This window comes from Mobilicoccus massiliensis (assembly GCF_000826525.2).
Classification (GTDB): Bacteria; Actinomycetota; Actinomycetes; order Actinomycetales; family Dermatophilaceae; genus Mobilicoccus; species Mobilicoccus massiliensis.
Genome location: NZ_LN651326.1, coordinates 355,165 through 379,368 on the forward strand (window position 1 = coordinate 355,165; position 24,204 = coordinate 379,368).

The 24,204-nt window shown below is 71.9% G+C and carries 17 protein-coding genes; 5 read left to right on the top strand and 12 right to left on the bottom strand.

What is annotated here, in order from left to right:
* Positions 1-135 precede the first annotated feature (135 nt).
* The 3 genes from BN1197_RS04240 to BN1197_RS04250 all read right to left on the bottom strand — a co-directional run bounded on the left by BN1197_RS04240 (position 136) and on the right by BN1197_RS04250 (position 9,905).
* A complete protein-coding gene (locus BN1197_RS04240; protein WP_217991146.1) occupies positions 136-2,262 on the bottom strand; it encodes a hypothetical protein in 2,127 nt (708 codons plus the stop codon).
* 39 nt (positions 2,263-2,301) lie between these two features.
* Positions 2,302-4,320: an ABC1 kinase family protein gene (locus BN1197_RS04245; protein ID WP_217991147.1), complete on the bottom strand. Its 2,019-nt coding sequence runs from the start codon at positions 4,318-4,320 to the stop codon at positions 2,302-2,304.
* Between the two features lie 155 nt (positions 4,321-4,475).
* On the bottom strand, positions 4,476-9,905 hold the full coding sequence (locus BN1197_RS04250) for a carboxyl transferase domain-containing protein (protein WP_052465969.1): 5,430 nt from the start codon (positions 9,903-9,905) through the stop codon (positions 4,476-4,478).
* A gap of 322 nt (positions 9,906-10,227) precedes the next feature.
* On the opposite strand from BN1197_RS04250, the gene BN1197_RS04255 reads away from it, so the two are divergent.
* The 5 genes from BN1197_RS04255 (at position 10,228) to BN1197_RS04275 (ending at position 15,224) form a co-directional block, all read left to right on the top strand.
* Complete coding sequence (locus BN1197_RS04255; RefSeq protein WP_082043608.1) at positions 10,228-11,298, top strand: acyl-CoA dehydrogenase family protein; 1,071 nt, start codon at positions 10,228-10,230, stop codon at positions 11,296-11,298.
* Positions 11,295-12,722 carry a bifunctional PIG-L family deacetylase/class I SAM-dependent methyltransferase gene (locus BN1197_RS04260; RefSeq protein ID WP_052465970.1) on the top strand — a complete coding sequence of 476 codons (1,428 nt, stop codon included), beginning with the start codon at positions 11,295-11,297 and terminating at the stop codon, positions 12,720-12,722. Before BN1197_RS04255 ends, BN1197_RS04260 begins: the two co-directional genes overlap by 4 nt.
* Positions 12,719-13,438: a glycosyltransferase family 2 protein gene (locus tag BN1197_RS04265; protein WP_040156366.1), complete on the top strand. Its 720-nt coding sequence runs from the start codon at positions 12,719-12,721 to the stop codon at positions 13,436-13,438. The genes BN1197_RS04260 and BN1197_RS04265 overlap by 4 nt, the downstream gene beginning before the upstream one ends.
* 67 nt (positions 13,439-13,505) lie before the next feature.
* Complete coding sequence (locus BN1197_RS04270) at positions 13,506-14,531, top strand: aldose epimerase family protein (protein WP_040156368.1); 1,026 nt, start codon at positions 13,506-13,508, stop codon at positions 14,529-14,531.
* Positions 14,532-14,699: 168 nt separating this feature from the next.
* Positions 14,700-15,224 carry a hypothetical protein gene (locus BN1197_RS04275; RefSeq protein WP_040156373.1) on the top strand — a complete coding sequence of 175 codons (525 nt, stop codon included), beginning with the start codon at positions 14,700-14,702 and terminating at the stop codon, positions 15,222-15,224.
* Here the strand turns inward: BN1197_RS04275 and BN1197_RS04280 are convergent.
* The 9 genes from BN1197_RS04280 to BN1197_RS04320 all read right to left on the bottom strand — a co-directional run bounded on the left by BN1197_RS04280 (position 15,154) and on the right by BN1197_RS04320 (position 24,096).
* Entirely contained in the window at positions 15,154-15,876 is a 723-nt protein-coding gene (locus BN1197_RS04280) for a dihydrofolate reductase family protein (RefSeq protein ID WP_315969801.1), read from the bottom strand. The two genes, BN1197_RS04275 and BN1197_RS04280, sit on opposite strands and share 71 nt — an antisense overlap.
* Positions 15,877-16,004: 128 nt before the next feature.
* Positions 16,005-17,342 (bottom strand): magnesium transporter, encoded by a 1,338-nt coding sequence (mgtE, locus tag BN1197_RS04285; protein ID WP_040156375.1) that lies wholly within the window; start codon positions 17,340-17,342, stop codon positions 16,005-16,007.
* A 130-nt stretch (positions 17,343-17,472) separates the two neighbouring features.
* Positions 17,473-17,748: a GlsB/YeaQ/YmgE family stress response membrane protein gene (locus BN1197_RS04290; protein WP_040156378.1), complete on the bottom strand. Its 276-nt coding sequence runs from the start codon at positions 17,746-17,748 to the stop codon at positions 17,473-17,475.
* A gap of 167 nt (positions 17,749-17,915) precedes the next feature.
* The gene (locus tag BN1197_RS04295) at positions 17,916-18,377 is read right to left on the bottom strand and encodes a monovalent cation/H(+) antiporter subunit G (RefSeq protein WP_082043609.1); all 462 of its coding nucleotides are present in this window, start codon (positions 18,375-18,377) and stop codon (positions 17,916-17,918) included.
* On the bottom strand, positions 18,374-18,646 hold the full coding sequence (locus BN1197_RS04300; RefSeq protein WP_040156379.1) for a transporter: 273 nt from the start codon (positions 18,644-18,646) through the stop codon (positions 18,374-18,376). The genes BN1197_RS04295 and BN1197_RS04300 overlap by 4 nt, the downstream gene beginning before the upstream one ends.
* Positions 18,646-19,032, bottom strand: a complete 387-nt coding sequence (locus tag BN1197_RS04305) for a Na+/H+ antiporter subunit E (protein WP_052465971.1) — start codon at positions 19,030-19,032, stop codon at positions 18,646-18,648. The genes BN1197_RS04300 and BN1197_RS04305 overlap by 1 nt, the downstream gene beginning before the upstream one ends.
* A complete protein-coding gene (locus BN1197_RS04310) occupies positions 19,029-20,552 on the bottom strand; it encodes a monovalent cation/H+ antiporter subunit D family protein (RefSeq protein WP_040156381.1) in 1,524 nt (507 codons plus the stop codon). The genes BN1197_RS04305 and BN1197_RS04310 overlap by 4 nt, the downstream gene beginning before the upstream one ends.
* Complete coding sequence (locus BN1197_RS04315) at positions 20,549-20,881, bottom strand: sodium:proton antiporter (protein ID WP_040156383.1); 333 nt, start codon at positions 20,879-20,881, stop codon at positions 20,549-20,551. The genes BN1197_RS04310 and BN1197_RS04315 overlap by 4 nt, the downstream gene beginning before the upstream one ends.
* The gene (locus BN1197_RS04320; RefSeq protein ID WP_040156385.1) at positions 20,878-24,096 is read right to left on the bottom strand and encodes a DUF4040 family protein; all 3,219 of its coding nucleotides are present in this window, start codon (positions 24,094-24,096) and stop codon (positions 20,878-20,880) included. The genes BN1197_RS04315 and BN1197_RS04320 overlap by 4 nt, the downstream gene beginning before the upstream one ends.
* Positions 24,097-24,204: the final 108 nt, after the last annotated feature.

Below are 24,204 nucleotides of genomic sequence, written 5' to 3' on the forward strand. Positions count from 1 at the left end.
GGCGCGGTAACCGTGGCCGACCGACAAGAACCGCTCGAACAGGCGTTTTCACCCACGGGCATCCGGTGACCGGACAGGCACTCGAGCCCGGCCGCGATGGTCGCTCGCCCCGCCGTGAAGGGGATTCACGGCCAGTCAGCCGGTCAGCTCCCGGAACGCCCGGGAGAGGCCGTCGAGCCCCGGTTTGAGGCGCTCGGTGTAGGAGGCGGTGTTCCACGTCTCCCACGTGATCGGCACGGTCACGGGATCGCCCCCGGAAGGGGAGACGGTGAGACGCAGACCGTCGACGCGCACCCCCGTCGGGGTCTCCTCCAACTTGGCCGATCCGGTGGGGGCGGGCCCCTTCGCGGGCGTCGGGACGACGACGGTGCGCGAGGACGGGTCGGCGAACGGGAGCAGCCCCCAGGGCAGTCGCAGCCGCAGCGTGGCTCCCCCGCCGGCGCCACCGCCGGGGTCGTAGCGCCAGGTCGCGAGCGTGTTCCCCCGGCCGGCGTCCCAGTCGCCCTCGACGAGGCGGCCGACCTCAAGAAAGTCGGCGGCGAGCGACCGTCCGAGGCCGGGGACGACGTAGGGCCGGTTGAGGGTGAGGCGCTGCATCGACCAGCCGTCGGCATCGGCGCGCGGCACCGCCGACGCCGGCAGACCGTCGAGCCGGACCGGGTCGAGCTCGCCGCGCACGAGGCACACGGCCGTCCGCGCCTGCGGATCGACGACGACCGCGACGTCCTGCACGGGTGCGCCTCCGCCGCCGGGCAGCGGGAGGCCGCCGCCGGGCACGACGTCGAAGCCCAGCACGACCCGCCCGGGATCGAGGTCGAGGCGCAGGTGCAGCCACGAGGCGTCGTGGTCGACCTCGATGCGACGCACCCCACTCTGGGACTCGTGCGGCGTGCGGCGACCGACCGGCGTCGGGTCGTGCGCGACCAGCCCGAAGAACTGCTCGTTCGTCAACACGTCGTGCCAGAGCGCCCGACGCTCGCCGTCGACGGGGGCCTGCCGCGGAGCCGTGTTCCACGTGAACTTGAACCACTCGTCGAGCCACTCGAAGACGAGTCCCCCCGCGAGGTGGGCGCCGGCGAGCATCCGGAGCATCTCGGCGTTCATCCGCATCGCCTCCTGCTCGGTGTGGCGGCCCTGGTCACGGCGCAGGGAGCCGCGGTGGGCGGCGCCGAGCGCGGACGGCACCCCGAACTCGCTCACCATCACCGGCAGCCCCGCGTGGTGTCGCGCGAGGTCGAGCAGGTAGGCGCGGTAGGGGTCGTCGGTGCCGGCGTAGGAGGGCTGGAGGAGCTGGAAATCCGGGTAGTACGGGTAGGCGTGGTAGCTCGCGAACGTGCCGCCCGGCCACTGCGGCGAGGCGACCACGTGGTTGGCGTCGACGCCCAGGAGGTCCTCGGTGGCCAGCGGCTCGTTCGGGTGCCGCAGGGGGTCGGCCGTCGGCCAGTTGGCGTGGGCGATGGGCACGCTCACCCCCGCCGACGCCTCGTGCGTCGCCAACTCGTCCAGACGCGCGGCGATCCAGCGCTCGGTCGGCGAGGCGTCCTTGGTCGAGGAGAAGTAGCGGCCCGAATGCCCCGGCGCCTGCGCGTTCTTCACGTCGGAGGCGTGCCCCGCCTCCGGGTCCCACTCGACGCCGACGATCCACGCCGCGACCCACGGCGAGACGTCCGCGGTCCACGTTCCCGACGCCCGCCCCCGCCGCACCGGCCGCGTCAGAGTGCCGTGCACCGCCGCGCTCGCGTCCCGGATCTCCGCGACCATCGCCGCGGTCGGCTCCTCGGCGAACAGGTCGTGATGCTCGAGGTAGGACTCGTCGGGCAGGTAGATGCCGTGCACGAGATAGAGGGGGTTGCTCGGGTTCGCCTCGTTGTACCGCTTCAGCTCGGCGTACATGTGCGGCGGGTGGATCGTGTAGATGCGCACGACCCGCACCCCGAGCGAGCCCATCATCGAGAACCACCGGCGGTAGTCCTCCGCCGTGACGGCGAGCTCTCCGGGGCTGTGGCCGGGGGTCGTACTGCCGAGGTTGACCCCCGACCAGAATGTGATGTCGCCGCCGGCCGTGTGCAGCCGCAGCGTCGTGCCGTCCTGGCGAGCCAGGCAGCGCAGGCCCCCCACGCTCCGCGGGCGGGGTGAGCGATCCGCGCCGGGCGGGCGTTGCTCGCCGCCACCCGGGCCGAGAGGATTCGAGCCGAACGAGCAGGCGGTGAGGGCGGTCGTCAGGGAGCCGAGCAGCACGGCGCGTCTCGTCGGCTCGTGCACGACGCCCACCCCTTCACCGCCGGGAACCCCTCCCGTTCCTCATCGGCGGCGGCCGGGGCGATCCGACCTCGAATCCCGTTGGACTTCACGGCGATCCCGCGGTCCAAGCGCCAGCGCCAGCACCCGCGCGGCCAGCACGAACGCGAACAGCAGGAACGTCGCGCCCAGGAGCGGGTACAAGGGCAACCCGGGCGCGACCTCAGGGCCGGTCGATCCCCCCACGAGAAAGACCGCGGCGAGCAGCGCGCAGGCGGCCGCGATGATCGAGGTCGTCACTTCACGCACCAACTCGGTGACGAAGGCCCGGTCGCGCGGGTCGTCGAGCAGTCGCACGCGCACGCTGAGATCGCCGTCCTCGAGCCGGCGCCCCACGGCGTCGATGCGTCGGGGGATGCGCTCGAGCAGCGGAACGGCTTGCAGTAGACGGGATTCGAGGGTGCGCCGCACCTCGCTGGGGCGCAGGCGTTCGAGGAACAGGTCTCCGCCGACCTCTCGCGCGGTGTCGATGAGGTTCATCCCGGGGTCGATGTCGGCGAGCGTGCCCTCCAGCGCGCCCAGGGACCGGAACACCGCCGCCATCTGACCGGGCACCGAGAATCCGTGCCGCACGACGACGTGGAACAGTTCGCCGAACACGTCGAGGGCGTGGCCGCCGTGGCGCGCGCGAACCATGAGCGAGCCGATCTCGCGTTCCAGGGCGCGGTCGTCGAGGTCGAGCGGGCGATCGAGCAGGAGCAGGAGGGCGTCGGTCGCGGCGATCGAGTCGTCGTGGTCGACGGCCAGCAGCAGCCTGGCGACCCCGTCGCGGGTCGAGCGGTCGAGCCGCCCGACCGAGCCGAGGTCGAGGAGGGCCAGACGGCCGTCGTCCTCGAGAAGCACGTTGCCGCCGTGGAGGTCGGCGTGGAACACGCCGGTGTCGATGATCTGCCGCAGCACGACCGCGAGGAGCGCCTCGGCGAGGTGAGCGCGGTGGTCGGGGGTGAGCTCGGCGAGGCGGTCGCGGGCCCGAGTGATGGGGACGCCGTGGATCCGCTCCATTACGAGCACCTCGCGACCCGACAGATCGGTGCGGACGGTGGGAACCCGCACATCGCCGCGCCGCGGCATGCTCGCCGCGACGGCGTGCGCGTTGTCGGCCTCGACGCGGTAGTCGAGTTCCTCGTCGAGACTCTCGGCGAAGCCCTCGACGAGCCCGAGCACGTCGAGGTCGCGCCCCCAGGCGGTGCGTCGATCGAGGCCCCGGGCCAGGCGACGAATGATGTCGAGGTCGGCGGCGACCTGCGCCGACGCTCCGGGACGCTGGATCTTGATGACGATGTCGGAGCCGTCGACGAGCTTTCCGGCGTGTACCTGGCCGACGGAGGCGGCGGCCAGGGGCGTCGGGTCGATCTCGGCGAAGACCTCCTCGATGGGCCGGCCGAGATGGGCGGCGAGCGTCTCGCGCAGGCGTTCCCACGGCTCGGGCGCGACGTCGCTCGTGAGATGCCCGAGTTCGCGCGCGAAGTCGTCACCGATGAGGTCGGCCCGTGTCGAGAGCATCTGGCCGAACTTGACGAACGTCACCCCGGCGTCGGAGAGCGCGAGCCGCAGAGCCCGCGAGACGCGCAGGGAGTCGTCGACATCGTGGTGCGCACCGAGACCGAACCATCCACCGAGGCCACGCTTGGTCGCGATCTGCAGGATCTGGACGTACCGGCGTTGCCGACGCACGCGCGCCGGCAGCCCTCGCAGCATGACGACCGGATCGGGCAGGCTGCCGGTGGGAACGATGACCTCGAGCACGACGAGGGTCGCCACGCCGAACGCCACTCCCCAGGCGAGGAGCAGCAGGAGGATGCCGCCGACGAGTTCGGGCGGGATATCCGAGACGTAGGTGCCGTCGGCCCGGATGACCCCCAGCCTGCGCCCGAGGAGGGTGAGCACCGAGTTGCCGAGCACGGCGTAGACGGCGGAGATGAGGATGGTGCGCGGCCACCCCACCGGCACCCCGACCATGCGTCGTGTCACCAGCGCGAGCACGGCCGTGTTGAAGATCAACGCGAGAACGACGAACAGCACGAGCTCACCCTTCGTGGAGGACGACCACCGCCATCGTCGCACCACACCGAGGTCTCACCCAGACTCCCGTTCCTCTCGCTCCGCACCCGCACGCTCGAACAGGCGGTTTCACCCCGTGGAACCGGGTGAAACCGCCTGTTCGAGCGATCGAGTGCTCAGGCGAACTCGGCCATGCCCGCCTCCAGGGCGCGGATGATCCACGGACGCAGGTCCTCCGGCGCGATGATCTCGTCGACCGAGCCGACGCGCAGGGCACGCTCGACGGAGTGGATCGCGTCGAACTCCTCCGCCATCTCGCCGAGCTTCTCGCTGCGCACGCGGGCGGTGATGTCGGCGAGTTCCGCGCGGGCCTCCCCCGCGCCCGCGCCCGCCGCGCCCTTGACCGCCTCGGTCGCGGCGACGACCCGCGGGTCGGCCATCGTGCGCTTCTTCACCTCGCGGGCGAACACCGTGGCCGCCGCCGGGGCGCCGCCGATGACCGACGCCCGCGAGCCCTCGATCGCGGCGATCTGCATGTGGTCGTTGAGCTGCTTGGAGAACACGACGAACGCGCCACCGTGGTAACGCGAGACGACGACGAACACGATGGGCCCGTCGAAGTTGGTCACGGCCCGGCCGATCTCGGCGCCGTACTCGAGCTGCCAGTTGCGCATCGACTCGGGCGAGCCGTCGAAGCCCGAGAGGTTGGCGAGCACGACGAGCGGCCGGTTGCCCGAGGCGGCGTTGATGGCCCGGGCCGTCTTGCGGCTGGCCTGCGGGAACAACGTTCCCGAGGTCCACGCGGGCGGCCCGTCGCTCGGCACGAAGCCGGTGCGTGGCACCGCGTGCGACTCGAGACCCAGCAGGCACACCGGGATTCCGCCGATCGTCGCGTCCCACACGATCGAGGTGTCGGAGTCGCGCCAGTGCTTCCACCGCTCCAGCGGGTCGTCGTCGACGTCGGCCACGGCCCGCATCACCGAGCGCATGTCGAACGGCATCTTGCGTTCGGGGTTGCCCTCGAACACGTCGCGCACGCTCGTGAACGGCGAGGCCTCGATGAGCTCGTGCGGTGATTCCTGCACGTCTCGGGCGGGCGTGTCCATCGTCGGGCGACGACGCGGGAACCGTTCTCCGGGAACGACGTAGCAGTAGTCGTAGTGGTGCAGCAGCAGCGCGCAGGCGTCCTCGAAACTCGGCGCCCAGTACTGGGCCTGGCCGTTCGGGCCCATGATGCGGTCGTAGCCGCCGATGCCGGAGTTGTCCTCGGCCGACACCGCGCCGGAGAAGTCGAGGGCCTGCTTGCCGGTGAGCACCATCTGGCTGGCCGGGGTCATGATGAGGATGCCCTTGGTGTGCATGAGCATCGTCGCCTCGGCGTTCCAGTACGGCTGGCCGCCGACGTTGATGCCGGTGACGATGATGTTGATCTCGCCGCCGGCCTGCGTGAACTCGATGATGCGACGCAGGGTGAGCGAGATCCAGTCCATGTTCTCGGTGCCGGAGTCGAGCGCGATGAGCGCGCCGGAGGACACCGCGTACCACTCGACCGGCAGCTTCTTCTCGGCCGCGTGCGCGAGGGCGGCGTTGATGCGCACGCACTCCGGCTCCGAGAGGTTGCCGAGCCCCTGCGTCGGGTCGGAGAGGATCGCGACGCGCGTCATGCCCTCGGGTACGACGTCGGTGTACGTCGTGATCTCGCCGACGACGAGGTGGGCGGAGTTCACCGCTGCCTCCCGTTGTACCGGTACAAGGCGGGTGCCGGTGTCGTCGAGGTCGAGCTCGGTGAACTCCCCCGGCGGGAAGGCGCTCGCCTCGTCGCGCCCGGGGGTGAGCATCCGGATGATCTCGTACGGGTAGGGCGCGCCGAATCGCCGGGCGGTGAGCACCTTCTGGGCGTACCGCGTCAACGGTCGCACCGGGTTGGGGCCGGGGTCGCCGATGCGGGCGGAGACGCTGCGGCGCCCGAGGCCTTCGACGTAGATCACCTGGTCGACGAGCTCGTCGCCGCCGGCCGGGTCGGGCACGCGCACGTGGACGACGACCTTCTCCAGGCCCACGCCCCGGGCGAGCGGCTCGTAGTCGCGGGCGAGGTCGGGCCACTCCTCCGCGGGCACGGTCCACGGGGGGCGGACGACGATCATCAGGCGGTTGGCCGCCGGCCGCTGCCGGGGCGGGAAGGTCGCGAGGGCCGATCGCATCGCCGCGAGCGCCTCGAGACCGAGGCGTTGCAGCCGCGGGTAGGAGGGGCGGCCGCCCTCGACGACGCGGGTGAGGTCGCGGGCCTCGACGAGCGCGAACAGTCGCCGGTCGGAGGGGTTGTCGCGGGCGACGCCGAGGAAGAGATAGACGTCCTCGGGCGAGGCGAGCCGTTCGAGGGTGAAGTTCGACAGCCGCCAGATGTCGAGCCGCTCCGCCATCGTCGGGTGCAGGTTGCGGTAGATCGGCAGCTCGATCCACGCACCGGTGCCGTCCTGCATGAACGAGACGTGCTGGGTGCGGGTGTGCTCCTTGCCGACGCCGGCGCGGCTGGTGACCGTGAGGTCGACGCGGGAGATGGGGCGTCCGACGTCGGTCTTCTCGAGTCCCGCACGGGCGGCCTCGGCGAGGTCGTCGAGGCTGGGGATCGGGCTGCGTCGCCACGACAGCACGCCGACGACGACGTCGGTCTCCTCGGCCTCGGTCCCGCTGAGCAGGTCGAACGCCTCGAGGTGGGCGCGAACCGGGCCGCCGAGACGGTAGGTGTCGAGCAGCGCCGAGTACGTGGTGACGACGTGCGTGCGCCGTCCTTCGTGGACGTAGTCGGCGCTGGCGACGCGCACGCCGCCGTGCTCGGAGACGGTGAGGTTCTCGAGCTCGTGCTGCCGGTAGTAGCGGCGCAGCGACGACTCGAGCAGCACCGCACGCAGGTCGGCGTCGCTCGGTTCGCTGTCGATCCAGCTCTGCAGCAGTTGGGCCCGCAGCGGGTGCGGGTACTCGCCGAGCACGCGCACGGCCTCGGCCCTGGCCTCGGGAGTCGGGGCACCGTCGGTCTTGAGGTGATCGAGGAGGTCGAGGATGGGGCGTCGCGTCTCCTCGACGAGCGCCTCGAGCGTGGGCTCCTCGAACAGCGCGAAGACGGTGTCGCGGGCGAGGGACGCTACGGCCGGCGCGCGGCCCTCGGCGGCGAGCGCGAGACGTTCGAGCCGGCCGCGGGCCCCGTCGTCGAGCGCGGGCAGCACCTCGGTGGCGTGGAGCACGCGCCGCTCGAGCACGGTGGTGATCGCGCCGGAGAGCACCGGCACCCGCGAGAACGACCGGAACATCCACAGCGTCGCGGCGTCGAGCTCCTGACCGGGGGCGAGACCGTCAACGCCGTAGCGCGACAGTGCCCGTGCCAGCCGCTCGCGGTACCGCTGCGGCAGGCCGGCGCGGTCGGCGTCGAGCCATTGGAGGAACGCGAGGAAGTACTCCTGCGTGTCGGCCGACTCGACGAAACCGTCGGCGTCGACGTCCTCACCCTCGGTGCGCGGGCGGTAGAGGGAGGCGAGGTCGGCGTAGAGGTCGAGCAGCGCGTCCTCGGCGGCGACGAGAGGAGCGTCTCCCGGATCAGCCGCGCTCGCCACCGCCTTCTGCTCGGCGAGCAGCGCCTTGAGGGCGGCGGCCGAGAGGTCGTAACCGAGCAGGTAGTCGCGCAGTCGGTGATAGACGTCGACGGCGTCGGGAGCGGCCGTGGCCGGCTCGGGACCGGCGAGGGTCGAGAGGTCGAGGCGGTCGTCGCCGGGCGCGTCCGCCTGGGCGATCTCGCCGCGCACCCGCATCAACGTCGCGCCGCGTTCGACCTGCGTGTTGGGCAGCACCCCGACGGAGGTGACGATGCCGTCGTACGGCGAGACGACGCTGGAGAGCATCTTCATCGACTCCAGGGTCGCGACCTGCTGACCGGCCCGGACCTCGTCACCGACGGCGACGTGCAGCTCGGCGACGAGCGCGGGCCGGGGCGTGCGCACCGCCATGCCGTCCTCGCGGGTGACGGTGTGGGCGAGGCCGTCGATCTCGAGGTGGATCGAGGCACCCTGTTCGGTGGCGACGACGCGGTGGCGTCGACCACGGCACGTGAGGCGCCGTTCGAACCGACCGAGTCGTTCGTCGCGCACGTCGACCTCGACGGCCGACGCTCCGGGCTGGGTGAGAACGACGTGGTAGCTGTCGGGTCCGCGACGCTCGACCGCCACGGCGACGTCGACGCCTCGATAGTCGAGGGTGAGGCGGGTGCCGACCTCCTCCGGGCGCTCGGGGCGTCCGCGAGCGGCGCTGGCGAGGAAGGTCGCCCGCACCGAGGCCAGATCCGCCTCGTAGGCCTCGACGGCCGCGGCGACGAGCGCGACCGGGTCGGCGGCCGGGGTGAGCTCGGCACGTCGGCGTGCGCTCCACAGCTCGTCGACCGGAGCGGCGGCGAGGTCGGGATGGCCGACGGTCAGCAGCAGCTCGGAGCGGTTCGTCACCGCCCCGTCGAGGACGACCGTCGTGCGCTCGAGCGCACGCAGGAGCCGGGTGCGGGCCTGCTCGCGGTCGCGGCCCCACGCGCCGATGCTCGTCACGACGTCGTCGCCGGGGGTGCCGATGACGTCGCCGACGCGTGGACTCACCTCGGCCCGCACGCCGATGCCGGTCGGCAGGTCGACGAGCCGCACCCGGTGCTTCGAGGTCGTCGCGGTGCCGTGCTCGTCGGCGCGCGCGAGCAGCGTGACCCCGATCGCGTGGCCGTCGACGGGCGGCAACTCCGCATCCAGGGGCAGCCCGAGCAACAGCCCGACGCGCATCTGCAGCAGGCGGGTGCTCAGGGCCTCGTCGAGAATCGCCTGGTCGGCGCGCGCGAGGGTGTCGACGGAGAGCAGCTCGATCGTTCCGTCGCCGGCGACGCGGTAGCGCACCGTCGCGCCGCCTCGATACTCGGTGACCTGCGCGAGCCGGCGGGTGAGCTCGTCGAGTCGCGACTCGACCTCGGTCGGCAGGCCGGCGGCGGGGAACTCGGCGACGAGGGCACGCGGCTCACCGCGGAGGTCCGTGTGGTCACGCACGACGATGTCGCGCGGCGGCAGGGTGAGGACGCGCTCCGGCGAGGCCACGAGGTCGACGTCGACGATGCGCGTGCGCTCCCGCGGCGCGCCGGCGAGGTCGAGGGGGCCCAGGCCGATCTCGGCGGCGAGCGCATCGACGTCGGCGAGGCGCGCGCGTGTCCGCGACGACGGACCCGCGACCCCGAGACCCGCGTCCTCACAGACAGCGGTGAACTCCACCGGGTCGAGGCCGGCGGGAAGCAACCCGAGCCAGACCCCGTCGACGCCGGCCTCGCGGAGCGCATCGACCACCGTGCGCGCGGAAAGAGGTGCGCCGCCGGCGAACTCGGCGAGATCCGCGGTGAGCGACAGGGTCTCGTCGGCGTCACGGCCGAACCACGGCGCGTCGCCGGTGTGCGCGACGACGGTCGTCACCGAGGGAGCGTCACCCTGCCGCCCGAGGTCGGCGACCGCAGCCACCACGCGCGCCACGGGCTCACCCACGTCGAGAACGGCGAGCCGAAACGGTCGAGCAGGGGCATCGGTGGCAGGGGTGGCCTCGGTCATGGGCTCGACCTTAAGAGCGGCGTCACGTACGGGAAAGTAGGCACCCCGGTCGTCATCGCACCCGGGAGCGCACCGGGGCCGCACCCGGGTCGCACTCGAAATCCCCCGGGGTTCGCATCTGGCCGCCACCCGAGACCCCGCCGGACTGCGCCCGGACCCGCCTGGCCTCCCCCGAACTCGACGGCCCGCCTCGCGTCGCGGACCGGGCGGCCGTGCATGAGAATCCGGACATCCGGGCATTTCTTCACTGTCGGCACGCGCCGGCATCTGCCGACGCTGCGCGCTCCGAGCGCAGCTCGCTCTTCTGACTCGGGAGGGATCCATGACGGACCGATCCGCCGGCGGTTCCGTTGCGGTTCCTGCCGAAGCGGAGGACTCGCCGTCCACCCGCGCTGGGGCCGCCCGCGCCCGGTACGGCCGTCTCACCGAGCAGGCCCGCTCGATCGGTGCCGATCCGAAGACCGCCGTCGCCCGCCTACCCGAGTTGCTCGAGGGCGTCCCGTTCCCCGGCGAGGGCGACACGACCGGGTACCTCTCGACGCTGGCAGCGCTCGGCGCCGGTGATCTCACGGTCGCCCGGGTCGTCGAGCCCCACCTCGACGCCGCCGCGATCCTCCATCAGGCGGGTCTGGACGACCTCCTCACCGGTCGCACCGCGTGGGGGGTGTTCGCGGCCGAGGGACCGGGAGCTCGTCTGCAGGCCACGGAGGGTCCCGACGGGTGGACGTTGACGGGAACCAAACCGTGGTGCTCGCTCGCCGGTGTGCTCGACCACGCCGTGATCACGGCCCACAGCGGCCCCGACACGCGCCGCGCCTTCGCGGTGTCGCTGCGCGAGCCCGGAGTTCGCGTCGCCGACGTCGACTGGGCCGCACGTGGACTCGCCGCCGTACCGAGCGGCCCGGTCGAGTTCGACCACGTGCCCGCCACCCCCGTCGGCGACGACGGCTGGTACCTGCGCAGACCGGGATTCGCCTGGGGCGGCATCGGGGTCGCCGCGGTCTGGTACGGCGGCGCCCGAGCCCTCGCGGCCGCGCTCACCGAGGCCGCGCGCTTCCGCGCGCCGGACCAGATCGCGCTCATGCACCTCGGCGCCTCCGACATCGCCCTGCACCAGGCCCGGTGCGTCCTCGACGACGCGGCCCGTGTCATCGACTCGGGCGAGGCGACGGGTGCGGAGGGCGGCGTCCTCGCGGCCCGGGTCCGGGGCGTGTGCGCCGCGACGGTCGACACCGTTCTCACCACCGTCGGCCACGGTCTCGGCCCGGCCCCGCTCACCTTCGACGAGGAGCATGCCCGCCGCGTCGCCGACCTCACGGTCTACGTGCGACAACACCACGCCGAACGCGACCTCGCCCGCCTCGGCGAGACGACCCTGGAGGAGGCCGGGTGACGGGCTCGTCGACGTCGTGGCAGCCACCCGGTCTGCGGCCGTTCACGACCAGCGATCCGGGCACGTCCGAGGCGGCCTGGCTGGCCGACCCGCGCTGGGACGAGGTGCCGTGCGTCGATCCGATCGCCCTCGCCGCCGACCGGGTTCTCGTCCTCGCCGCCCACCCCGACGACGAGACGCTCGGAGTCGGCGCGCTCGTCGCCGACCTCACCGCGGCGGATGCGACGGTCGACATCGTGGTGGCCACCGACGGCGCGGCGTCCCACCCGGGATCGACACTGTGGTCCCCCGGCCGGCTCGCTGCCCGTCGACGCGCCGAGCTCGACCACGCGGCGCGTCTGCTCGGAGCAGACGCGCATCACCTCGATCTCTCCGACGGCGACCTCGGGCGGGACCCGGCAGGGTTGCTGCAGCGGCTCCGGCTCGCACTGCCGCCGCGCGCGGAGGGGAGCGAAGTCGTGCTCGCGCCGTACCTTTACGACGGACACGGCGACCACGACATCCTCGGTGCGGCCGCCGAGCGGCTGGCCCGCGAGCGCGACGCCGAGCTCTGGTTCTACCCGATCTGGGCGTGGCAGTGGTCGACGCCCGACGAGCTGCCGTGGCATCGCCTTGTGTCGGTACAACCATCTGCGCGCGCGTTGCGGCGCAAGCGTGCGGCGATCGCCGCCCACCGGAGTCAGGTGGAGCCGCTCTCTCCCCTCCCGGGCGACGAGGCCATGCTCACCCCCGAGGTGCTGACGCGTTTCCGGCGCGTGATCGAGACGCTCGTCGCCGGGCCTGACACGGATCTTCCCGGCACGAGAGAAGCCGAGGTGGAGCGACGGCGGCGACGACGCGAAGGCTTCGACCGGATGCTCGACGACGGCCCCGATCCCTGGGCCTCGACCAGCGACTACGAGCGCCGCAAGCACGAACTCACGGTGGCCCTCCTCACCCGCCGCCACTACGGCGAGGTGGTCGAGGTCGGATGCGCGACCGGCGCACTCTCGGCTCGCCTCGCCGAACGTGCCGACCATGTCACCGGCGTCGACGGCTCGGCTCCAGCCCTCGAAGTCGCCCGCGGGCGAGGACTGGCGAACGTCGCGTGGGTTCACGGCGAGATCCCGTACGGTCTGGTCGATCTCGCCGACGACTCGGCCGATCTCGTCGTGATCTCGGAGGTCGCCTACTTTCTCACCGGGCCCGAACTGCTGGCGCTGCTGCGTCAGGTTCGTCGCCTCCTGCGCGACGAGGGCGAGGTCGTCGTCGTCGACTGGCGCGCCGGCTCGTCCGACCTGCCGCTCGACGGCGAACTCGTCCACGACCAGTTCACCACCGCTCTCGCCGACCTCGGCCACCGCCTCACCTACCGCGACGACAGCGCCCTCATCGACGTGTGGGGTGGCCGACCCGTCGTCCCCGGTGATCGTGGCGTGCCGTGAACGAGAGGGGACCCGCACCGATCGAGCGGGCGGCAGTCGTCATCCCCGCGCGGGACGAGGAACAGGCGCTGCCCGCCTGTCTCGCGTCGGTGGCCACGGCCGTCGAGGTGGCGCGCCTTCCGACGACGGTGCTCGTCGTCCTCGACCGTTGCCTCGACGGCTCCGCGCGGATCGCTTCCCGGGCCGGGGTGGAGGTTCTCGCCACCTCGTACGGGTCGGCGGGAGCAGCACGGGCGGCCGGCATCGCGACGGTCCTCGTCTCCCTCAGGGGTGCCGGCCACGCTCCGCACACGACGTGGGTGGCGTGCACCGACGCCGACTCCGTCGTGCCGGCGACGTGGCTCACGACGCAGCTCGACCTGGCGAACGAGGGCGCGGACTGCGTCGTCGGCACGGTCGAACCCGTCGGCGTGCCCGTGCGGACGGCGCAGGAGTGGCGCCGCCGTCACCACCTGGCCGAGGGTCATCCGCACGTGCACGGGGCGAATCTCGGCATCCGCGCGTCGACGTATCTCGACGTCGGGGGTTTCGCACCACTCCCGCTGCACGAGGACGCCGAGCTCGTCGCCCGCATCCGCGCCGCGGGCCATCGGTGCGTCGCCACCGACCGGGCGCGGGTCGCGACATCGGGGCGCCTCACCTCCCGGGTCACCGGCGGATTCGCGACGTACCTGGCCGAGCTCGCGGCGACGTCCCACGAGGCGTCGGCCTCGTGAACCGCGCGCCCAGGGTGCAGGGTGGGAGCCGGAGCCGACCGTCGGTCACGAGCGAAGGAGCACACCCATGCAGCAGGAACCCTGGGGCACGACCCCGGCCGGTGAGGACGTGCACGCCTGCACGATCGGGAACGAGGAGCTGACGGCGACGATCCTCACCTACGGAGCGACGCTGAACCGACTCGTCCGGCACACCACCGAGGGGCGCGGCGTCGACGTCGTCCTCGGGTTCCCGACACTCGCGGGGCGACTCGCCAACCCCGACCCCTACCTCGGCGCGGTCGTCGGGCCGTTCGCCAACCGCATCGCCGGGGCGCGGATGACGATCGACGGTGTCGAGCACCGCCTCACGGCCAACGACGGAGACAACTGCCTGCATGGCGGCGACGCGCGCACCGACACGGTCGTCTGGCGGGTCGTCGAGCACGACGATCGTCGTCTTGTACTGACACATCGTTGCGAGGACGGCGCCGGCGGCTTTCCCGGCCCCATCCACCTCACGGCGACGTACACGCTCGATGGGGACACGCTCACCCTGCGGCTCGAGGCGACCACCGAGAAGGCCACCGTCGTCGGGCTCACGTCTCATGCGTACGTCAATCTCGCCGGTGGGGGGTCGATCGACGATCACACGTTGCGGGTTCCGGCGCAGACGTTCCTCGAGGTCGACGCTGCCGGTGTTCCGGTGGCGGAACAGGACGTCGCGGCGGCCGGTCTCGACCTGCGCTCGCCGACGGAGCTGGGAGAGCTGCGCAGGCGGGACGTGCCGCAGGTCCGTCTCGTCGGCGGCCTCGACCATCCGTACCTGCCGGGCGGGTCCGGCGTGCGCGTGGTCGCGGAGGTCACCCACCCCTCGACGGGCCGACGCCTGGAACTCTCCTCCGATCAGCCCTGCCTGCAGGTGTACACCGCCGACAAGCTCACGACCGACGCGCCGGGCTGGGACGGCCGGCTGATGCGCGACGGAGACGGCCTCGCCCTCGAGGCGCAGCGGTACCCGGACTCCCCGAACCAGAGCTGGATGCCCTCCCCGATCCTCCGACCGGGTGAGCAGTACTCCGCGACGATCGCGTGGCGCCTGACCGGCTTCTGAGGCCGCCGGAGCCCCCGGCCCCGACACTCTCCGTCGAGGCCGCCTCAGATGCGAGGCGTCCTGCCAGGACCTGGGGTGCCACGGTGGCGTTCCGGGCACCGCATGTCCCCGCGACGAACCCTTCTGCATCGAGCCGAGCGCGGCCCGAACAGGCGTAGCCTGGGTGCCATGTCCCGCCTTCTGACCTGGGCATTCGTCGCTTCGTGCGTGCTTTATGCGCTCGTCGTGGTGTGGGCGGCGTTCGTGCTTCCCGCCGAGGGGGTGCCGTCACACTGGTCGAGTTTCGGTCGTAGCGTGCCCGACGCGTGGTCGACACGGGCGGAGACCGTGGGGTTCCTCGCGCTGATCGGTGGGGCCTTGGCTGCCGTGTACACCGTCATCCTCGTTCTCGTCCGCCGCAGCAGGACGATGGGCCTGATCAACGTTCCGAACCAGGCGTACTGGATGCGCGAGGAGAACCTGCCGCAGGCACGCCGGATGATGTACGACGACATGGCGTTGTTCGCGGCCGTGTTCATGGTGTGGTTCACGTCGCTGCCGGTGTCGATCGTCCAGGCCGCCCATGATCCGCAGGGCCGGTTGCCGCTGTGGTTCACCTTCGGTTTCGTCGCGTGGCTCGTCTTCACCGCCGGATGGATGGTCCGTCTCTACCGCCGCTTTCGCTTGCCGCCCGACGCCGGCCCGCTGCGCTGAGGAGCCGCCCGGCCCGTCCGGGTCGCGAGGAGGTGGGTGACGCCGTCGTCGCCGGGGACGACGCGGATGTCATAGCGGCGCTCGAACCCTTCGAGCCCGTCCAGAGGCGCTGCCCACGCCCCAGCACGACGGGGACGACGACCAGGTGGAGGTCGTCGACGAGGTCGGCATCGAGAAAATCGCGCAGACTGCGGACCCCGCCGCCGAGGCGCACGTCCAGTCCGCCCGCCAACCGGCGTGCCTCGTCGAGGGCGGTCGCGGGCGGGGCGTCGCGAAAGTGGAACGTCGTCCCGCCCTCCATGACGATCGGCGGTCGGGGGTGGTGGGTGAGCACGATCACCGGGGTGTGGAAGGGCGGGTTCGCTCCCCACGGGCCGTGCCAGTCCGGGGGCAGTTCGCCGGTGCCGGTGTGGAACTTATGGCGCCCCATGATCTCCGCGCCGACTCCGTCCCAGGTGGCGCGCGCGAGGTCGTCGTCGGTACCCGTCGTGCCGCCCTCGCGCCCCATCAGCGCGCGCCCCATCCGGGTCGCGAACATCCACTCGTGCAACCGCGTACCGGCGTGCCCGAACGGCTCCTCCTCGCTGATCCCTTCGCCGACGCCGAACCCGTCCAGCGACAGCGCGAAGTTGTGAACACGAACCCTGCTCATCTCGGCCTCCGTCGTGGCTCGTACCGCTGATGAATCCGCTCTCGAGCTCCTGCCCCCATCCTCGCGGTCTCGGCCGAGACGGCAACCGCCCGCGCGTGCCCTGCCGGACGTCCGACCCTGGCCGCAGGTCAGAGCCCCAGCACCGCCTGCGCGACGAGGAAGTAGATGACGAGCCCGGTGGCGTCGACGATCGTCGTGATGAACGGGGCGCTGACCACGGCCGGGTCGACTCCGACCTTGCTCGCGAGCAACGGGATCACCGCACCCACCGTCGTCGCCAGCGAGCACACCGCGACGAGCGAGACCACCAGCACGAACGCGATCTCTCGACCCACGAGGAGCCAGGCCGGGCCGAACCCGACGGCCGCGAGCACGAGGCCGAGCGAGAGCCCGGTGAGCAGTTCCCGACCCGCGACCCGGGGAGCGTCGCGGGCGGTGATCTCGCCGTCCGAGAGGGCGCGCACCACGGTCGTCACGGTCTGGGCGCCGGCGTTGCCGCCCGTGCCGATGAGCAGGGGCACGAACAACGCGAGGGCGACGACCTGGGAGAGGGTCTCCTCGAAGTGGTCGAGGACGTTGACCGTGAGCGTCGCGGCGGCGATGAGCACGAGCAGCCACACGACGCGCGAGCGCACGACCTGCTGGATCGAGCGGGTGAGATAGGGCCGGGGCACGACCTGCAGACCGGAGGACCGGTGCACGTCCTCGACGTTCTCCTCGTGGAGGATGCGCATCGCGTCGTCCACGTCGAGCACGCCGACGAGGCGGTCCTCGTCGTCGACGACCGGCAGACCCACCAGGCCGTGGTCGCGCAGCCGGCGGGCCGCGACCTCCTGGTCCTCGTGGACGTTGGCCGAGACGGGTCCGTCGGCGAGATCCGCCACCGGCGTCTCCGGGTCGGCGGTGACGAGATCCCACAGCGGCAGGAGTCCGACCAGGCGGCGGCCGGCCGCGAGTACGGGCACGGCGTGCATCGACTCGACCCGGCTGCCGACCCGCCGCAACCGGCCCAGCGCATCTCCCGCGGTCGCGCCGACCGGCACGGTCGCCACCTCCGGTGTCATCCGCCGCCCGGCAGATTCGCGCGGATAACCGAGGACGGTCTCGGTCATCGTGCGCTCGTCCGGGGTCAGCCCCGAGAGCAGCCGCACGACCATCGCGGCGGGCAACTCGTCGAGCAGTCGCGCGCGGTCGTCGGGGTCGAGGTCGTCGACGAGCTGGCGCACCCGCTCCTCCCGCAGTCCGTCGAGGAGTTCCCTCGCGGTCTCGGCGTCGAGGTCCTCGAACACGTCGAGGGCGGTGTCCTTGTCGAGCAGCCGGAAGACGACGGCACGCCGCTGCGGCGACAGGCGCCCGAGCTCACGACGGATCACGGGGGCGTCGAGGGTGCGCAACGCCTCGGCCACCTCGCTCGGGGTGCCACCGGCCAGGGCACGTGAGACATCGATCGTCGGCACGTCGGTCATCGCAGCCTCCGTTCACGAGGGGTTCGGATCGACCCCATCATGGCGGTGTCGTCGGGGCCGACAGGTGCGCGGCATACGAACGACGCCCCGCTCCACCGGGGTGGAACGGGGCGTCGAGGGGGTAGGCGCGTCAGACGGTCGAACGACGTCCGAAGACCAGCTTGAGGATGAACAGCAGGAGGCACGCGCCGAGCACGGCGGTGATGAGGCTGAAGATGAGGCCGCCACCCGCGGCGTCGAAGCCAGCGAGCGTCATGAGGTAGCCGCCCAGCAGGCCGCCGATGATGCCGACGATGATGTTGGCGAGCAGTCCCATCTGGGCGTCGGTGCCCATGAACTTGCTGGCGATCCAGCCGGCGATGCCGCCGATGATGATCCAGGCGATGAAACCCATGGAGAGAGTCATGTCGATTCCTTCGGTCGAACTCGTGGATGTGAGCGGTGCGGCGTTCCCACGGCCATGTGGTTCGGCTCGCTCCGTCCGTACTGGCATGGCATTACCCCGGAGGTCGGGATTCATGCACCCGGAATCCGGACAGTTCTCGATTGCGGGCCTGACCCGCATGCCCGTGGTTACCCACAGTCTCCTGGATCATGCGCCTCTGCCGAGGTTCCCCGCCCGTTCCCCCGCGTGTCGCCGCCGCCCGAGTGGGCGCTGGTTCGGGCGCCTCCGGGCTCCTCGGCGAGCTCGTTGGGGCTCGTCTCCGGGTCGATGGGCGCGCCCGACATGATCGTCGCGCGGGCCAGGGCATTGCTCGCCATCGAGGAGACGACGAGCAGTGCCGCGATGGTGACGACGAGCCGCACGAGCGCCCAAAGGGAGAATCCCGTCGTCGCCACCGTGTACCCGTACGTGCCGACGACGATGAGGGGCACGCCGAGGGCCGTGGCGGGCGAGAGGGCGTTGACGCGGGTGATGGCGTCGCGTGCCCGCATGAGCGCGATCGACGTGAGCAGCATGATGACGGCGCCGGCGAGCACGAGCGCGCCGACGACGACCTCGACGACGAGCATGACCGGGGTGACGGAGGTCATCGTCGCCCCCTCGTGATGATGCGGGAGAGCGAGACCGTCGCGAGGATCCCGAGCAGTGCGGCGATCATCACCGCGTCGTCGACCACGGCGGAGTGGACGGCGGTGCCGAAGACGGCGAGCACTCCGACGGCCGAGAAGTACACGAGGTCGCCGACGACGGCTCGGCTGGCGTCGTCGGTCGCCGTCGCCACGCGCACCAGGCCGGCGAGGACCGCGATGCCGAGCAGGACGACCGCGATCGAGAGGACCACGGCGAGGGCCGGACTCATCACGTGCCTCCGTTCGAGGATGGATCGGGCTCGAGTCTGCTCTCGCGTCCTCGGGTGACGCGCAGCAGCCGCGTCTCCATGTCTCTCAGGTCGGCGAGCACGGCCTCACGGTCCGAGCAGAACATGGCGTGGACGAACAGGGTGGGCGGCGCGGTGCGGGTGGCGGCGGCGGTGCCGACGACGAGCGTCCCGGGAGTGATCGTGATCGAACTCGACATCGCGACGATCTCCCCGTCGGTGCGGCAGCGCAGGGGGAGCTCGACGATGCCGGGCCGGATGAGGCGCCGCCGCGAGACCGCGGCTCGGCAGATCTGCCAGGTGCCGGAGCCGATGGCCGCGACGATGTAGGCGAGGTAGGAGAGGGCTGCGAGCGGATGACGGATCATCGGATCACCGCCTTGGCATAGGGGGCGAGGTCGGTCAGCGTGGCGGCCGCGCGGTCGGTGACGGGAAAGATCGGGCCGGCGAACACGAACATCGCGACCGAGACGCCGATGAGCACCAGGCCCGGAGCCGCCACTGCGGAGCGGATGCGCACGTCGCCGACGGGGGTGAGCTCACCACGGCCGGTCTCGGGATCCGGGGGGCGGTAGCGCTCGAGCGGGCGGCCCCAGAACACCTGGGACCACACCCGCTGGAGGGCGAGCAGCGAGAGGACGGAGGCGAGGATCATCGCCGCGACCAGCGACCAGGCGAGCACGGGATGCCTCGTCACGGCGGCGGTGCTCGCGAGGATGAGCCCGACCTTGCCCCACAGGCCGCTCGTGGGCGGGAGGCCGACGAGGGAGAAGAGCCCGAGCGCGACTCCGACCGCGAGCCAGGGCTCCCGGCGCATCAGGCCGGAGACCCGGTCGAGCCGGCCGCTGCCATAGGTGTGCTCGATCGCGCCGGCGAGCAGCAACAGCGCGCCCATCGTCACGATGTGGTGGACGAGGTAGAACAGGCCCGCCGAGAGCGACGCGGCCGTGAACAGCGCGACGCCGACGAGGATGTGGCCCACGCCGGTGACCATCTGCCACGCGAGCGCACTGCGCAGATGGTTCTCTCCGAACGTCGCGAGCGCGCCGAGGACGATGGTGACGACGACGGCCGCGCCGACGGCCGGCCACCACGAGGGCGCGTCGGCGCCGAACGTCGTCGCGTGGATGCGGTAGAGGGCGTAGAGACCGACCTTGGTGTGCAGGGCGGAGAACAACGCCATGATCCCGGCCGAGGTGTCGGGATAGGTGCGGGGCAGCCAGCCGTGGACCGGCGCCAGACCGGCCTTGACCGAGAGCGCGAGCAGGACGACGGCGATGGCGACACCGGCCCGCGGGTCCTCGGCGCCGGCGCCGACGAGCGCGGCCAGCGTCACGGTGCCGGTGGTCGCGTACACGAACCCGACGCCGACGACGAGGATCGTGCTCGTCACGAGGTTGACCACCACGAACGTGCGGCCGACGCCGAGCCGGCGCCACGAGCCCGCGCCGGCGAGCAGGGCGTAGGAGGGCAGGAGCATGACCTCGACCCAGACGAAGAGGTTGAAGAGGTCACCGGTGAGCAGGGCGCCGTTGACGCCGCCGAGCAGCATGAGCACCAGGGGTGCGACGAACCGGCGTCGGTCGCCTCCCGTGGCGATGACGAACCACGCGCAGACGAGCGTCGTCAGCGAGGTCACGGCGATCATCAGCGCCGAGAGCGTGTCGGAGACGAACGGGATCGCGATGCCGGGCACGTAACCGCCGACCTGGGTGGCGAGGACGGGTGTTCTCGCGTGCTCGGCGAGCAGGAACAGGGCGGCGACGCCGGTGGCCAGCGGTGTCGCGAGCATGAGCAGACGTCCGATCCACGGTCTGCGGACGACGACGCCCACCCCGGCCAGCAGCAGGGGGACGGCGGTGAACAGCGGCAACCAGGCAGGGTTCATCGATCCTCGTTCTCCCCGGTCGCGGGCATGCGGTAGGTGTCGTCGTTGTGGCCGAGCACGGCGAGCATGAGCATGAACACCGTCACCGCCATCGAGATGACGATCGCGGTGAGCACGAACGCCATCGGCAGCGGATCGGCCACGGTCGCGGAGTCCATCCGGTCGGTGAGCGGCTCACCGCGCCATGCGGAGACGCCGGTCGCGAGCAGCATGAGGTTGGCCGCGTGGCTGAACAGCGTCATCCCGAACACGACCCGCACCATGCTGCGTGAGAGCAGGAGGTAGACCCCTCCGGTGACGAGGACGGCGATGGTGGCGGCGAGGATCACGGGCGGACCTCCGGTTCGGTGGTCGGGGCGTGGGCCGATCGGTCGTCGGAGCGGGCGCTCGTCCGAGGTGCGTGACCGGCCTGGGCCGGGGCTGTGCCGGAGGCGAGGAACCGCGTGTGCGCCCGGGCCTTGGACTCCTCGTCGAGCCCGAGCACGGCGAGGTCGTCGTCGGTGCGCACCTCGTGCGACCCGCGCGGTCGCAGAACTCGCCGGCGGCGCCGGAGATCGGCGATGTCGGATTCGCCGAGGATCTCGCCCTCGGTCATCTCGCGGGCGCGTTCGTGGGTGCGCTCGGTCTCGGTGGCCTCGCCCGTGCCGAGGAGGTTGAACGCGGCCATGACGAGCCCGAGCACGGCCGCGTAGACGCCCGCGTCGAACACCATCGACGTGGTGAGGTGAATCCCGGCGATCTCGGTGTGGCCGGGTTGGAGGAACGCGCCCTCGACGACGAGGTTGACGAGGCCGGTGCCGACCGCGACGACGATGCCGCCGCCGATGAGCACGATCGGCAGCCGAGGCGGTCCGATCTGCCGGTCGCGGGCCGTCGAGAGGTAGACGAGGCCGACGATCGCCGAGCCCACGAGGGCGGCGATGAATCCGCCGCCGGGGGCGTTGTGCCCGCGCCAGAACAGGCCGGCGGAGACGAGTACGAGCAGCGGCACGACGATGCGCAGCATGAGTTGCAACGCGATCGTGTTGGGCCAGGCGAGCAGGATGGCCCGGCGCGCGGTGGTGCCCGGCCCGCGCAGGCGAGGAACCTGTCGGGGGACGTGCCGGGTGTCGTGCGGCGGGGAGTCCTCGTACGAGTCGTCACCTGGTTGCGGTGCGGACAAGGCGTGGGGGTCGGCGACGGGGTAGGGGTCGAGCTGGCGATCACGCACGGTCGAGAGCACGGCGACGAGCGCGACGCCCGTCATGCCGAGCACGGAGAGTTCGCCGAGGGTGTCGAGGGCGCGGAACTCGACGAGGATGACGTTGACGATGTTGTGGCCGCCCGAGACCTCCTCGGTGTGGGTGAGGTAGTACTCGGCGATCTCGGAGCGGCCGCGGCGTCCGGTGAACAGCCACGTGCCGAGGCCCGCCGCGAGCCCGGCGGCGACGGCGATGGCCCCCTTGAGCACACGCGGCCGCGGTCGGGTGGGCAGGAACGTCACCGGCAGCTTCTGCAGCACGAGCATGATGACGACGATCGTCAGCGCCTCGACGAGCAGTTGGGTGAGCGCGACGTCGGGCGCGCCCAGGCTGACGATCTGGACGGTGACGAGGATGCCGACGGCAGACAGCGAGACCACGGCCGCGAGGCGGGCACGGACCCGCACGACCAGGCTCACGGCTCCGGCGATGAGCACGAAGAGCACGAGGTCGAGCGGTCGGGAGAGGTGCGGGACCGACGGCGGCACGTCCTCGGGTGTCAGGGTGAGCAGGCCGCCGAGGAGAACGGCGGCGAACGCGCCGAGGATCGTCGCGAGGTGCCGGGTGGGGTGATGACCGGAGACGAGTTGGGAGGCGACGAGCCCGGCTCGGCGCAGCGCGCCGTTGAGGAGCGCGATGACCCCGGCGCCGTCGACCGGCAGCAGGGGCCGTTCGAGCAGCGGCCAGAGCCGGTGGCGAGAGGCGAGTGCGAGGAGGCCGAGGGCGAACACGACGAGCGTCGCGAGCAGCTCCGGAGTGAGGCCGTGCCAGAGGACGAAGTGGGAGTGATGCTCCGAGCCGGGCCGGGCGGCCTGCGTCGCCAGGTCGACCGGGTGGTCGAGGACGCCGGCGGCCAGGCCGAGCGGGATGCCGGCGAGGATCGGCAGGGCGGCGGCGCCGAGGAGCACGAGGCCGGGGGTGTGCAGGTGTTCGCCGTTCTCGAGGCGGCCGTCGTCGATGCGGCGTGACCCGTCGACGAAGCCTCCGAGGACGATCTTTCCGCAGTAGGCGAAGGTGAGGATGCTGGCGGCGGCGCCGGCCGCGAGCGCGGCCCATCCGGCGGCTTCACCGCCCGGCGCGTCGTGCAGTGCCGTGAACAGCGACTCCTTGGTGACGAACCCGAGCAGCGGGGGGATACCCGCCATCGACGCGGCGCCCACGCAGGCGACCGCGAAGCTGACCGGCATCGACCGCCACAGCGGCGGCAGCCGGCGCAGATCACGCGTGCCCGTGGCGTGGTCGACGACACCGACCATCATGAACAGCCCCGACTTGAACAGCGCGTGCGCGATGACGTGCGCGACCGCGGCGGCGAGCGCGAGCGGGGTGCCGACCCCGATCGCCGCGACGACGAGCCCGAGCTGGCTCACGGTGGAGTAGGCCATGAGGCGCTTGAGGTCGGTCTGCTGCAGGGCGAAGAGGGCGCCGAGCGCGGCGGTGAACAGGCCGGTGCAGATGAGCGTCGCGTTCCACAGCGGGGTTGCGTGAAAGGCGGGGCTGAAGCGCAGGAGCAGGAAGATGCCGGCCTTGACCACCGCCGCCGCGTGCAGGTAGGCGCTCACCGGGGTCGAGGCGGCCATCGCGTCGGGAAGCCACACGTGGAACGGGAACTGCGCCGACTTGGTGAACCCCGCGAGAAGGACGAGCAGCGCGACTCCGCTCGTGAACGCGGGATCGGTCGCCCAGACGGGGTCGGCCAGGGCGCCGCCGACGGCCGTGGTCCCCGTTCGCGCGACGACGAGTCCGATCGCGACGAGCAGCGTGAGCCCTCCGACGAACGTGAGGAACATCGTGCGCAGCGACGCCGCCTCCCCGGCCCGACCGCCCTGCCCGACGAGCAGGAACGAGGCGATGCTCGTGATCTCCCAACACACGAAGAGGGTGACGAGGTCGTCGGTGAGGACGAGTCCGGTCATCGCCGCGGTGAACGTGGCCATGACGAGGAAGAACCCGCGGTGCTCGAGGCGGCGCCCGTGCTCGTCGGCCGCCGCGAGATAGCGCGTGGAGTACGTGAGGACGACCGCGCCGATGACGAGGGCGATGAGAGCGAAGACGACACCGAGGCCGTCGGCGCGCAACGCGAGCTCGACGCCGAGTGCCGGCACCCACGGTGTCGACCACGTCGGGTTCTCGCCCGCGAGCACAGCGAGCACAGCGGGGAGAAACACCGCCGCGGCCGCGAGATACAGGGCGGCGAGCGCGAATCCGGCGTTTCGGCCGAGGACACGGCTCAGCAACGGCGCGAGGGCGACCGCGATCAGAAGAAGGAGAAGGGTGCCTGGGAGCGACTCGGTCGGTGTCATGAGGCCTCAGGGGTCGGGGGCAGACTCAACGCACAAGCGACCCCGCGGTGCGAAGCGCCATTGCCGACCAGACTTCCCGGCTCACCGAGCCTTACGTTAACCGACATC

Excerpts from the sequence above, each read along its gene's own strand:
- BN1197_RS04250 (WP_052465969.1), bottom strand. The coding sequence starts at position 9,905 with ATGACCGAGGCCACCCCTGCCACCGATGCCCCTGCTCGACCGTTTCGG.
- BN1197_RS04255 (WP_082043608.1), top strand. The coding sequence starts at position 10,228 with ATGACGGACCGATCCGCCGGCGGTTCCGTTGCGGTTCCTGCCGAAGCG.
- BN1197_RS04270 (WP_040156368.1), top strand. The coding sequence starts at position 13,506 with ATGCAGCAGGAACCCTGGGGCACGACCCCGGCCGGTGAGGACGTGCAC.
- BN1197_RS04275 (WP_040156373.1), top strand. The coding sequence starts at position 14,700 with ATGTCCCGCCTTCTGACCTGGGCATTCGTCGCTTCGTGCGTGCTTTAT.
- BN1197_RS04280 (WP_315969801.1), bottom strand. The coding sequence starts at position 15,876 with ATGAGCAGGGTTCGTGTTCACAACTTCGCGCTGTCGCTGGACGGGTTC.
- mgtE (WP_040156375.1), bottom strand. The coding sequence starts at position 17,342 with ATGACCGACGTGCCGACGATCGATGTCTCACGTGCCCTGGCCGGTGGC.
- BN1197_RS04290 (WP_040156378.1), bottom strand. The coding sequence starts at position 17,748 with ATGACTCTCTCCATGGGTTTCATCGCCTGGATCATCATCGGCGGCATC.
- BN1197_RS04295 (WP_082043609.1), bottom strand. The coding sequence starts at position 18,377 with ATGACCTCCGTCACCCCGGTCATGCTCGTCGTCGAGGTCGTCGTCGGC.
- BN1197_RS04300 (WP_040156379.1), bottom strand. The coding sequence starts at position 18,646 with ATGAGTCCGGCCCTCGCCGTGGTCCTCTCGATCGCGGTCGTCCTGCTC.
- BN1197_RS04305 (WP_052465971.1), bottom strand. The coding sequence starts at position 19,032 with ATGATCCGTCATCCGCTCGCAGCCCTCTCCTACCTCGCCTACATCGTC.
- BN1197_RS04310 (WP_040156381.1), bottom strand. The coding sequence starts at position 20,552 with ATGAACCCTGCCTGGTTGCCGCTGTTCACCGCCGTCCCCCTGCTGCTG.
- BN1197_RS04320 (WP_040156385.1), bottom strand. The coding sequence starts at position 24,096 with ATGACACCGACCGAGTCGCTCCCAGGCACCCTTCTCCTTCTTCTGATC.